This is a genomic window from Thalassospira lohafexi (genome assembly GCF_002844275.1).
GTDB classification, from domain to species: Bacteria; Pseudomonadota; Alphaproteobacteria; order Rhodospirillales; family Thalassospiraceae; genus Thalassospira; species Thalassospira lohafexi.
This window is the reverse complement of the sequence record NZ_NXGX01000011.1, coordinates 47511-59949: the sequence shown is the minus strand read 5'-3', so window position 1 is coordinate 59949 and position 12439 is coordinate 47511. Positions and strand designations below refer to the sequence as shown.

The following is a 12439-nucleotide window of genomic DNA, read 5'->3' as shown; positions in this document are numbered from 1 at the left end:
GACTTTTTGCAATGAGCATCAAAACACATGGCGAAAAGCCGTCCTTCCTGAGCATGGCCGGTGTGGTGATTACCGTCATTAACCGGGGCACAGGGTTGCTTTTCTGGTCTGTCATTTGTCTCGGAATTCTGTTTCTGCCGGAAACCCTGATCTTAATCATCCGTGCGTTCCTCGCTCTGGATGTCACCGATCAAGCGCAAATTCTCAGGCAGTTGGTTTTCCTGTCGATCATCTTGACGGCCCTCATTTGGGGGGTGTCGCGTCTGATCATGAAACTTATCGCCAATCAAAAGCAATTGGCTCTTTTGACCCAAGGTCAAAGCCAATTGCCTCGCAATATCCCCCAAAATTCCAGTGACACAGGTGCCCAATGAAACATTTGGATAAGAAGTTTCGGTTCAATTATGTCCGCCACCACATTTTTCCGGAAATCGCCCGACTGTTGCGATTGGCTTTAAGTGTTTTCACATCCTACCTGACCTACGTAGGCGGCATCATCGGCATCATAACGCTAGTTGTGATCTGTTTTGCCCCGGATGAAGCAATCTCTATTTTCGAGGAACTAGGGGCAATCTCGCCCGAGCGGTTGCAGACCGGCACATCCAAAATTTTGACCCTGCTGACTGGATGGTGGGTGATGGGCATTGGCGGGTTTACATTCATCTTCGGCCGGTTTCCATTCACAAGCAAAACCTCAAAGCCATTTGCGAAAATTGGCATTGCAAAGGCTGCTCGCCCCTCTGTTGAGGGAGAAAGCCAGTGAAACATCTCATCATTATTTTCTCTACTGTCGTTCTCCTCTCTGGATGTGCTGTCACTGACAATGGTGTTGAACTGCCCAAAGAAGGTACCGGCACCGATGAGATGAGCAAAAGCCCATGCGTCTGTGATCCGATTGATTTCAATAGCGGAGGCTTTGAATGGGTCGGCTAAACAGCTTTTTTCAAAACTTACGGGATCGCAGGGCGGCTCATCTCGATCAGAAAATGGTCGATGGCAGTCTTGCCCCAGCCGACGCGACGACATCAGGCCGTTCGATGCATGGCCGGCACGCCCCTGCGGTTACTGCGGACCCGTTCGCATACGAAGCATCACATCGTCGCTCTGCATGGATGCTCAGATTGTCTGCTGGCATGAACATCGGCCTCATGGCCTGTCTGGTTGTCTCGTTCAACGTGATTGCTGGAATGGTTCCTCTGAAGGAAAAGGTGCCGTTCTGGATCATTCCGGCCGACGAAGATGAAATCCGCTTTCAGATCAAGCCGGTCATTGAGGACGTAAATGCCTTCGATGTCGAACTGGAGGGTAAGGCCCGCCGTTACGTGAAGGCCCGTCTCGAAATAGACGGCGTAACGCAGGAAGAACGACAGCGCGAAGTCTCCCGCATGACGGAACGTGGAGAATGGATCGACTTCAGAAACGAATGGATCGATAGCGGCAAGATTTCCGATGCAATAGCGGGCGGTCTGGACCGCGAAATTCGTATCGAAAGCGCTAACAAGGTCGCCAGCCTGACAGGTGATTACAAGTTCGCCATCGACTTTATCCGAATTGATCGTCGCAACGGCAAGCCTGTCGGGGAACCGACGAAGCTCCGCGCTTACCTCTCCATGGTCACAAGCGAGCAAACCGTTTCATTGGAACAGAAATACATCAATCCATACGGGATCACCGTAACGGACATGATTTTGCGTGCACGAGGTTCATCATGAAAATACCCAAGGTTCTCAGGATTTTTATCCATCTCATGCTTGGGCTCTGCCTGATCGCATTTCTTACACTGTCTGCGCTTGATGCGATGGCTCAGACAGCCCGCCCACCCATGCCTGGTCAACAAGCACCATTTACAGGTGCGCAAACAACCAACCCGCCCGCTACGACGGCACCACGACCACAAATGCCTGTTCCTGACAGTGTTGTAGAACAGGCAAAAGATCAGAACGAAGGTAATTTCGGTCCGCTTGTCCGGCCCATTACAGCCGGTCAAATACAGGAAGTCTGGGACTACGCCAAGCCAGAGGATGGCGTGTACGAACCGGACATGTGTGCAAATTGCACCTATCGCATCCGTACCCGCGAAAGAATGCCAACACTCATCGAGTTGCCACTTGGTGAGAGGATTCTTGGCATTGATCGTGGGATTAAAGCCGGCTGGCTCATTCAACAGCGAGAACACAACCGGATCGTCGTTCAACCCAAAGGATTTGGATACGATACATCTCTGATCGTCCGTGGAGAATCTGGACAAGTCTATCCGTTTTATCTCCGCGCCGAGGGTGTGAACTCACAGAACATCCCTGATCTTTTCGTTAAGATAAATGGCACCGTCCAGATTGATGATGAGATGGCCGTGCCGGTTTCAGCGCATACAGATACAAATTTGGTACAAAATAAGTATGAAAAAAATACGTCCAAAGTACCTAATATGGACCTGCCAGCCTCTGATAAGGGTAAGGACGCAATAGACGGTCTGGTCAATACTAACCCCGGCACGCCCGATGAGGACTACGTAGCAGAAGCCAAGTTTGATCCCAACGCGCTTCGCGGATGGGGTCAATATAAGCTTTACGGTGACAAGGAACTGGAACCTGTCACCGTCTTTCGCGATGACTATTTCACGTACATTCGCTTTGGCGACAAATGGAAGGATCTCGAACTACCGACCGCCTATGTCGTGGTCGATGAATTCGACGAACTGGTAAATACCCGGGTTCAGGGGCAGACATTCATTGTCGAAAGCACTCAAAAGCTCATAACGCTGAAAAGCGGTTTTAAGTACATGTGCATTGAGTTCGTAGGTGGAGCATGAGTGCCATTTGCGATATCGCCCTGGTGTTAAGCCTCACACTCAATGGTCTATGTGTCGATGCGGAACAGGCAAAGGTGCTACCAACCTTACCACCCGATGACGCAAGTGCATGGGCATTACCAGCCCCGCCGCCACCGGCCCCGCCTGCGCCAGAACCCGCAGCCCCGCGCTTTCCTCCTGTCATCATTAAACGCGAGGCACCTGCGCCGGCGCCAACACCGGAACCTGAACCAGAGTTGGTTGTTGAGCCTGTTCCAGAACCTCCTGCGCCTGATCCGTACAGACTGGCGTTGCAAGCCGCGTGGTCCAGATCGCAACCATCCACCCAAAGTCTCTCGCTGGCGACCTATCACGATCCGCGTGTGCCGATGGATGAAGGGGATGGATTTACCAACACTGTGCCGGTTCCGAAAATGGGCCGCAGGATTGGTCCTGACCCGCTTGATTTGAAAGATGTTGGCCAAGAACCAGAAGACTATGACGGACCACGTCGCACCTCAACACTGCCGGTCGATAACTCGCGCACGATTGCACAGGATCGATACATCTCTGTTCAGCTTGAAACCGGGATAAACAGCCAAGTCGGCGGCGAAGAACCCGGATCGGTGATCCTTCAGACAACACGCGATGTGTTCGGCTATCACGGCCGCATGGTTTTGATGCCCAAAGGGACACGCATGATTTGCAGCTATCTGCCTCCTGCTGACATGGGCAGTTCACAACTGGCCATCGAGTGCGAGCGCGTTCTGATAGCGGGCCATAGGGCAGAAATCATCAATCTCGGCTCAAACGTAACCAACCAGCAAGGCTGGGTGGGTGTTTCGGGCGAAGTCGATAACAGGTTCTGGCAGCGCTACGGCAACGCCTTCCTGTTAACCGGCATTTCCACTGCGGTGCGCTATGCGGCCGCCAGCACAAAATCAGAGGACGCCGATGGAGAAGTGGCCACGGCCGCTGCCGAAAAGGCGTCTGAGGAACTCTCGAACAAGTTTGGGGAAATTACGGCCGACATGCTTGAGCGGACACTTGATCTCAAGCCGATCATCACAATTCGCCAAGGCACACGCCTGCAAATTCGTCCGGCAACGGACTGGTATATCAAAGAAGTGGAGTAACAGCATGAAACGCAAATGGTTTGCATTGCTTCTACTGTCGTCATGTCTCGCCCTGCCCGCCACAGCGCAGGTCGCACAAGAGATCGACAGTATCAGCTCACAATCTGAAGCCCCGACTGCCGGCATGGATGGCCTTGTCGAAAAGGTGAATATTATCACCCGAACGAAGACCCCGACCGAATTGCCAGAGAACGATCCAGTAGCGCTCGATCTCGGGTTTGTCGATATTCCGGGCGTTTCCAAGACACTGACTGAAGGTGTGACTGCGAAGGCATACGCCCGTTATGTTTCCGTCGATGATATGAAAATCGGTCAGCTTGTTCTTTCAAGTGTTGGTAAGGGCAATCGCACCGAACCGCTGAATTCAGACAACTTCGTTGCACAGTTCAATCTTGACCAAACGGCGTTGGATCCGTCGTCGCCAATTACGATTGAGGGAGATCAGCCGGAACTTGTGGCCGCCCTAGAACGGCTCGCGGCCGCAGAAGACATCCCTGAGGATGAAAAAAGCGAAGAAGAGGTTGCCGACTCAGGTGTTGGCGCCTCGGAAGGCAAGGTCGGCTCAAACGCATCATCCAACCCGGATGCCTCGGGATATTCGACCCCGGATGCGCTGGATGTAAAGAAAACCCCCGTCATTAGCTCCAACATCACCACGAACGGATGTGAAATCCGTGTGGATCTCGATCAGTTGCAGGCTATCCAGCAAACGCGGGTTGAAACGGTGACGGACGGAACGCCCGAGTACAGCGATTGCGCGGATGGCTCGGAGCGGTTCAAGATCAGTCCGAGCTATGCCGTTTGTCCCTACGACGAAAATGTCGAGACGATGAAAGCTACCGCCCAGTTCATGTATTACTACACGGACGGCGGCGGCAATCGGGAAGAAATTGGCGATTGTCAGCCAGACACCGAAAAGGTTTACGACATTGTAGAAGACCGTAATGCCTGCACGGTCTATCTCGATTACATCAATCTGGAAGCTGTACCGCAAGGCAAGCTGGTTTACACCAATCATAACGGCAAGGAAATTCCGGTTTCGTCCTGTGCAGCGTCGATTGAAGTTGAGCCTGTGCCGATGGAGAAAACCACGGAAGGGTGCGATATTCGCGACGACTTCCTTGCCGGGAAATCGTTCGGTCGATCCAAATACATCTACACGCTGGAAGGTCAGGATTGGGATACGTCCTGTCAGGATAACGACGAAGAATACGATCACTCCACAATCTATAAAACCGCCAATGGCGATCAGGTGTGTGAACCAATCATCAACCGCGAAAGTGGAAAGGTAACGCTTCAAAGCCGTGTGATGATCAATGTCCACGGTTTCGAGATTTATCGCACCCCATGCACACCAGATCCTTCGGCTAAAGACATCCAGTCAACGACATCGGGTTGCCAAGACCCGGGGAAATGGAGCCATAACATATCGGCCGGACAGAGTATCGGCAGTGAACGCTTCTATTATCTGCTCGACGGAAAGCAAGAGCCCGTCACGGAATGTCAGGATAACGGTGTCATCTACACCCATCAGCAAGAAACGACGGGATGGCAGCGCCACGATGACAAGCTGTTCGCCTATCGACTTGTCACTGTCTACATCGAGGGCGTCGAAACCCTGTCTGGTCGATACAACGTTCTGACATCTCAGGTACTACCCGGGGATCCACAGGTCCCTTACCTTTATACAGGTGTCGGCCCAGCGACAAATGGTGAAACCTATTATGAAGGTTGCACCCGATTTGACGAACGCGATGAAGTCGAAATTTACAAACGGCCCGACGAAACAACCCACAAGGTAACTGTTGGTGAGGCAACCCCATTGGATCTTGGGAACAAATGCAACATCAAAGTAGATTGGGCAGCGGAAACATACAAACGGTGGAGCGCACCGCAAGGATATACAGGGTCGGTCTGCGGACGGACTGGGTATAGGGTCTTTGTTGAACAGCAGGGCAGCGACGGGGAGGCCAAAACAATATACCCGTCTTACGGGGACCACTGTAACTACACCGCAAGCGTGGGGACAAAGATCCTAGAGCGTGAAGACGGTACGCAAATAGGCGATGCAGTGAAGGGCAACTGTGAAACCGTGGCTGCGTATCCTTCATACAACCAATCCGGCCACTCGGGCACCTACCAATGGTACATCACGTATCGTTCCAACAACGGTGGGTTTCCGGCGCATTCCTACGCGGTAAAAGCGGGCTGCATCAATCAGTGGGGGTGGTATTAATGAACGCCATCAACCCGCTATACAAAAAAATCGTAGCCCCACTCGCTCGTTACTACGACGAGCCGACCACCGTCGAGGTTCGGTTGAATGGTCCGCACCGGATCGTGGTGGACCGTCGCGGTACCGGGAAGAAATTAATCGAAGACCCGAGGCTAACACAGGCTGTTATTGAAGGCCTGTGCATAGCTCTTTCGAATAACCGGGGGCTGAATTTCGACCCTGACAGTAATCCAATCCTTTCTACAACACTTGATGAGGGGCATCGGTTTGAATGTCTGGTCGGGCCTTCTGTCCGATCAGGCCTCAGCCTCGCGATACGCTGTAAACATCCTTTCACGCCGACGTGGCGTGACTTTACGCCGGCAACAAAGAAAGGGGATCGTGATTACCTTGATGACGCGATGGATCGCCTCAAAATCAAGTGTGAAAACGAAATCAAAGAACTGCTGATTGAGGGGATGGTCAAAGGTTGGAACATGGCCATTTCTGGTGGGACAAACACTGGTAAGACCAGCTTGCTCAACATGCTGCTTTCCTCTGTCGCTGACGACGTTCGCGTTGTCGCACTTGAAGATTCGGGCGAGCTGTTTCTTGAGCGGTTTTGGGACGGCAATGGGCTCCTTGCTGCGCGAGAAAGTGGCAGTAATACAGGCATGGTCGATTGGCGTGTACTTTTCGATCACGTCAACCGCATTACCCCGGATCGTGTTCCTTTCGGGGAAATCAGTACGAAAAATGCCTTTGCCGTACTCGGAACGCTTAATGCCGGCGCCACCGGCGTGAGCTTCACAATCCATTCGACTAATCCGAAACACGCAATACACCGCAAGTTTGATCAAAACATCGCGTGGGCAGGAATGAAGATGGATCGCATTCCCGAGTTTCTTACGGAAATGGTCGATCTCGTTGTCCAGATCAAACGTGATCAGGATGGGTTCCGTCGCATCACGGATATCTGGCAACCGGCAAACGATAACTTCATCCTGAAAGACGGGAGAGCGACATGAGCCAACGCATTGGTCACTTCTTCCTCATCGTTATTTTCCTCTGCATGATCGCCGGCATTATCGGCCAGTGGTATCTTTCTGTTGGCTTTGACCCGAGAGACCCTGCTTGGTGGCAATGGCTTGTTGCTGCCATCTCACACCCTGCCGGCCTGCCAGATGAAATGCTCATGCCAGCGGTTTACACGGTAATCGCCGGTACAGCTTTGATGGTGGTAGTTGGTGTTCTTCTTGCCCGTGCACGTAACGATACTGTTGCCGGATCTCGAAAAGGAAATGAACTACACGGCTCTGCACGCTGGGCGACACTAAAGGACATCCGCAAGGCCCGTCTTTTGCGCAAGGCGGGTGATTCTGTTGTCGTTGGTGCGATCAGAACCTGGCGTGGCAAAATCAAAGTGCTTCGCCACAAAGGGCCAGAACATGTGCTGGTTTGGGCTGCTACTCGAACTGGCAAGGGTGTATCCCTGATTGTTGAGACATTGCTCACATGGGTTCATTCCAGCCTCACGCTTGACATCAAGGGTGAGAACTACACGAAAACAGCTGGTTGGCTGAAGTTCTTTGGCATTCGGGTAGAAAAGTTCGAGCCGGCAGCAATCAGTGGGTCATCACGTTTCAATCCACTGGCTGAGATCCGCATTGATACAGAACGAGACATTGGTGACTGCCAAAACATCGCTCAGATGATCATCGATCCAGACGGCAAAGGGATGCACGATTACTGGCGGCAAGAAGGGTATGGCTGGCTCTCTGTCGTATTGCTCCATGTCCTATACAAAACCCGGAAAGAAGAGAACCGCGTCGCCTGTTTTGACGATGTAAATACGTTCCTTTCAGGCATTTCAACCGTGAAACCGCCAGCCGATGCATTGGAAGCTGCCCGCCCCGGGGCATCCGCCGAAGACCGGGATGATCAAATGTCCGCCCAGGACAACTTCGTGAAGATCCTTGAAGCCATGGCTGAATATGAACACGGCCTCAAGCACGTCAACACAGAGGTCCGTCGCGGCGCAAACAGTTTGGCTATTAAAGCTCCGCAGGAACGCTCTGGCGTCCATTCCAACGCAAAAACACAACTCACAGTGTTTGCCGATCCAATCATTGCAAGAAACACATCAACAAGCGACTTCCGCTTGTCTGATCTGATGAACGGTGATCGTCCGATGGCCCTTTACCTTGTCGTCAGCCCTGCGGATAAAGACCGTCTTCGGCCTTTGATCAGAATTATGCTCAATCTGTTCCTGCGCCGGCAAACTGAAAGTCTGGCCGCAAGTTATAAGCATCCACTGCTTTTAATGCTCGATGAGTTGGCAGCCCTCGGGAAAATGGAAGTGCTGGAGGAATCGCTCGCGTTCATGGCCGGATACGGCATCCGGGCATACATGATTTTCCAGAATGTCGAGCAGCTTCATAAATGCTACGGCAAAGATGAATCGCTTATGGCCAACTCGAAAGTGCGTATCGCCTTTACGCCAAACAAGCTTGAAACAGCAAAGCTGATTTCAGACATGAGTGGCCGCACCACGATTGTGCAGAAACGGCGTTCTCAATCGGGCAAATCCGGTCAGATGTCGGGATCAAATTCCGACAATATTCAAGAAACATCTCGGCCTCTTCTTACCGCAGATGAATGTATGCGCCTGCCTGTCATCGATACAGAGGGCAAGAAAGCACAGCCCGGCGATTCATTGATCTTTGTTGCGGGCATTCCGCCAATCCATGGCACGCAAAACCTCTATTTCCTCGACAAAGAGCTAAACCGTCGCTCTCAGATGCCACCACCCGAAATGGAACACTCCCCTGTTCACCGCAACATGCCTTCAGCAACGGAGAATACCCATGAAGCAGCCTGAAATTATCAAGGGCGCAAACGCCCGATTAAACGAAACAGAATATCTCAAACTCGCGACACAGGCCGTCTCGGCGGCAAGTGATATTGGCCCTGTTTCTGTCGATCCTGATGTCGCCGAAGCCATGGGCGCTTTCGATGAACAGGCGTTGTCTATGGATGCGGCACTGGACAGCCATTTTGACGGCGAGGATCCGACCGCCATCGAGGAGGTGTTGGGCAATGGTTAAGAAAAATTTCCGCGATCAGGTCGTTGATACGCTGATCGATCAAATTGCTGCTGGCACCGCTCCTTGGCAAAAACCATGGGAACCCGGCAATGTTCGCGTTCCAGCATTCAATCCTGCCACGGGTAAACCCTATCGTGGCATGAACCAGATCTGGCTCGAAGCGCAAGGCTTCGCGGATCCACGATGGACGACCTATCGCCAGTCTCAAGCCAATGGTTATCAGGTGCGCAAGGGTGAGAAAGGCACTCAAATTGAATACTGGCAGTGGTCCGACCGACGACCAATGACAGATAATAGCGGAGCACCAATCCTCAACGATGACGGAAAGCAACGCTATCAAGAAGTACGGTTGGAGCGTCCCAAGGTGTTTCACGCTGTCGTCTTCAACGGCTCGCAGATTGATGGGCTTGAACCGTTCATTGGCCAGGAACCAAATTTCAACCCTGTCGAACGGGCTGAACAGGTTCTTTCCGACCTCAATGTTCCTATCTTTCACGATCAGCGTGACCGCGCATTCTATCAACCCGGGGCGGATGAAATCCATATGCCGCCAAAAGGGTTGTTCAAAGGTCAGTATGAATATTACGCGACCGCTCTGCATGAAGGCGGCCATTCAACTGGCCATCATTCGCGGCTTGCACGCGAAGGTGGCCCCTTTGGTTCTGAATCCTATGCTCGCGAAGAGCTTCGGGCAGAGATAGCCTCTTTCATGACGACAACTGAACTGGGGCTTGGCCACTATCCTGAACGCCACGCAAGCTACATTGAAGGTTGGATGACAGCGATCAAGGAAGATCGCAATGTGCTGTTTCAGGCCGCCCGTGACGCCGAAGTGATCAAAACGTGGATCATGGAACCGGAAAAACGTCTTGAACTCACACCGGCCAAAGAACGGCAACAGGCTATGGCTCAAGATCAGCCGTCGGTAGTCGGCCAGACGGTCAACATGGCGCAATATGACAAAATGGCAGTCGAGCGTGAAGAAATTGTCAACCATATGTTCGAGAACCATCCACACGCACACCCGACCCTGTGGGCGATAGATATTCAAGATACGCTGGTACTTGCAGGAAATCGTGAAAACAAGGAACAACTCTCAGCTGATCAAATCAAGGAAGGCCTGAAAGCATCCGACCTTTCCAATGATAATCTGAGGCGCTTTCTCGGACAAACAGCAGAAGCCGCCAACTGGGGCAGCTTTGCCTCTATCGTACCAGGCTATGATGAGGAACATCACGCATTTGCCCAGCTTGCCGAGCAATTCCAAAAGATTGACTGGGTCGCAGACTATGCAGCTTCGCCGGAACGCCGTGCTACTGGCATCGCGCACCGGGACGAAACGCTGTCATTGATGGAAGGTGAAGCATTGGCGTCGCCGCTTCATCGCGAGTTGGCCTCGGCTTTATGGGATCTGGATGGTCCCAGGCCAAAAGCCCACGTCCAGAAACCGGAATGGCATGTACCCGCCGAACAGCGCAAAGATGAGCATCTCAATCGCCTGCGTGAACCACTCGAAATAAGTCTTTCAAATGGCCCGATTAATCAATCAATCCAAAACCAGCAGAACGATCTCACGCAGAGGAAAGCTATTTATGATTCAGCAAAACCCAGCACCCGTATTTATAAACTGGACGGAATGGGGGACGTGCAAAACTTTGATTCTTTGGGTGAAGCTGTAAGAGGCCTTGAAGGCTCTCGACCTTTCGGGATGTCTAATCTGTCGATAGTCGCAGGTGGACGAGAGACCACTATTATTGGCAATGACTGGTACAATGACGGTTCCAATCACCGGTACACTTACCTAACCCCTGAAATGGAAAAACTACATACGGCGACCCGTAAGCAGGCCACCGGACTGGAAAATGGTGACATGGGAATAGATGTTGCTGAAGGCTCTATCAACACGGTTTTCGCAGCGCGGGATGAGAAGGGAAAAAAGAGAAGTCAGGAGGCAAGAGCTATGGTCGGATCGATTAAAGACGCTCCCGACACAACCGATGCAGAAAAAAAACGCGTTTATCTCTCTGTACCCTTCCGCGAGAAGAATGAAGCCAAGGCCCTCGGTGCCAAATGGGACCGCCGCGATAAGGCATGGTTCGTTCACGAAGGATCTGACATGAAAGCTTTTGCCAAATGGCAGAAGAAAGTCGAACCATCATCTGATCAGAAGATCGATCCACACCTGGAATTTTCTGCTGCTTGTCGTGAAAACGGGCTAATTCTGGATGGACCAGCCGAGATGGACGGTAAGTGGCATCGTGTATCGGTTGACGGGGATGCCAAAGGTAAAACCAGCGGAAGCTATCGCGGATTTCTTGAAGGTATTCCTGCTGGCCAGATCATGAATTTCAAAACCGCCAGCGAGCCGGTAAAATGGGTGGCCAGTGGCACTAAAATGGATCCGGCAGAGCTTGAAAAAGTCAAAGCTCAATCTGCGGCTCGCAAAGCAGAACAAGAACAAGAACTGCGCTTCCAGTATCGTCAAACGGCGAAACGAGCTTATGCGACATTCCAGAATGCAATCGAAGCCAGCAACGATCACCCCTATCTGAAACGCAAGCAGGTATCAGGCGAAACCTTGCGCATTGATCGTGAGGGCAATCTGATCATGCCAATGATGAATGAGAAGGGCTTCATTGAAAATGTGCAAACCATCAAACCGGATGGGACCAAACGCTATCTGAAGGACGGAAAGAAATCCGGTTTAATGCACGTTATTCCAGGCAAGAAAGACAAGCCGTGGATTATCGCTGAAGGTTATGCCACGGCGAAAAGCCTGAATGCCGCAACCGGCTTTACGGCTGTTGTTGCAATGGACGGCGGAAACCTCGCGGTCGTCGCTGAAGCCCTTCACAAGCAAAACCCCGACCGGCAACATTTGATTGCTGCTGACGACGATCATAAGCAGGTCGAAAAAGTTGGCTTCAATCCGGGTTTGAATGCTGCGGACAAGGCCGCCGGCCGTTCAGATGCAAGTATTCTGAAACCGCCCCTTTCGCCTGAGGAAAAACTGCAAGGTCTTACGGATTTCAATGATCTGCACGTAAGTCGTGGGTTTGATGAATTCCGCAAGGACGTGAGAAAACAGCTTGCGGATCTTGGCGTTTCTGTCGGACGGGGGAAATCGATCCAGGCAACGCCGAAGAAACAACTCAACCAGTCAAATCAGATGACGGTCTAGCTGATTAACTGC

11 protein-coding genes are annotated in these 12439 nt (G+C 52.0%); all 11 read left to right on the top strand.

The genetic code is table 11. The features are described 5' to 3' along the window. Positions 1-11: 11 nt before the first annotated feature. From COO92_RS20370 to COO92_RS20325, 11 genes are read left to right on the top strand one after another with little or no spacing between them, the layout of a single operon-like run. Complete coding sequence (locus COO92_RS20370) at positions 12-374, top strand: hypothetical protein (protein ID WP_133125094.1); 363 nt, start codon at positions 12-14, stop codon at positions 372-374. Continuing rightward, entirely contained in the window at positions 371-763 is a 393-nt protein-coding gene (locus tag COO92_RS20365; protein ID WP_101304775.1) for a hypothetical protein, read from the top strand. Before COO92_RS20370 ends, COO92_RS20365 begins: the two co-directional genes overlap by 4 nt. Further along, on the top strand, positions 760-933 hold the full coding sequence (locus COO92_RS22145) for a hypothetical protein (RefSeq protein WP_165792417.1): 174 nt from the start codon (positions 760-762) through the stop codon (positions 931-933). The genes COO92_RS20365 and COO92_RS22145 overlap by 4 nt, the downstream gene beginning before the upstream one ends. Beyond that, positions 921-1712, top strand: coding sequence for a VirB8 family type IV secretion system protein (locus COO92_RS20360; RefSeq protein WP_101304774.1), 792 nt, complete (start codon positions 921-923; stop codon positions 1710-1712). The genes COO92_RS22145 and COO92_RS20360 overlap by 13 nt, the downstream gene beginning before the upstream one ends. Further along, on the top strand, positions 1709-2809 hold the full coding sequence (locus tag COO92_RS20355) for a TrbG/VirB9 family P-type conjugative transfer protein (protein WP_101304773.1): 1101 nt from the start codon (positions 1709-1711) through the stop codon (positions 2807-2809). The genes COO92_RS20360 and COO92_RS20355 overlap by 4 nt, the downstream gene beginning before the upstream one ends. Further along, the gene (locus COO92_RS20350; protein WP_101304772.1) at positions 2806-3924 is read left to right on the top strand and encodes a TraB/TrbI/VirB10 family type IV secretion system protein; all 1119 of its coding nucleotides are present in this window, start codon (positions 2806-2808) and stop codon (positions 3922-3924) included. The genes COO92_RS20355 and COO92_RS20350 overlap by 4 nt, the downstream gene beginning before the upstream one ends. A 4-nt stretch (positions 3925-3928) precedes the next feature. Next, entirely contained in the window at positions 3929-6160 is a 2232-nt protein-coding gene (locus COO92_RS20345; RefSeq protein WP_101304771.1) for a hypothetical protein, read from the top strand. Beyond that, positions 6160-7167, top strand: a complete 1008-nt coding sequence (locus COO92_RS20340; protein WP_101304770.1) for an ATPase, T2SS/T4P/T4SS family — start codon at positions 6160-6162, stop codon at positions 7165-7167. The genes COO92_RS20345 and COO92_RS20340 overlap by 1 nt, the downstream gene beginning before the upstream one ends. Continuing rightward, positions 7164-9020 carry a type IV secretory system conjugative DNA transfer family protein gene (locus tag COO92_RS20335; RefSeq protein WP_101304769.1) on the top strand — a complete coding sequence of 619 codons (1857 nt, stop codon included), beginning with the start codon at positions 7164-7166 and terminating at the stop codon, positions 9018-9020. The genes COO92_RS20340 and COO92_RS20335 overlap by 4 nt, the downstream gene beginning before the upstream one ends. Further along, positions 9007-9246 (top strand): hypothetical protein, encoded by a 240-nt coding sequence (locus COO92_RS20330; protein WP_101304768.1) that lies wholly within the window; start codon positions 9007-9009, stop codon positions 9244-9246. Before COO92_RS20335 ends, COO92_RS20330 begins: the two co-directional genes overlap by 14 nt. Beyond that, positions 9239-12427, top strand: a complete 3189-nt coding sequence (locus COO92_RS20325) for a zincin-like metallopeptidase domain-containing protein (RefSeq protein WP_101304767.1) — start codon at positions 9239-9241, stop codon at positions 12425-12427. Before COO92_RS20330 ends, COO92_RS20325 begins: the two co-directional genes overlap by 8 nt. The last annotated feature ends 12 nt before the right edge of the window (positions 12428-12439 follow it).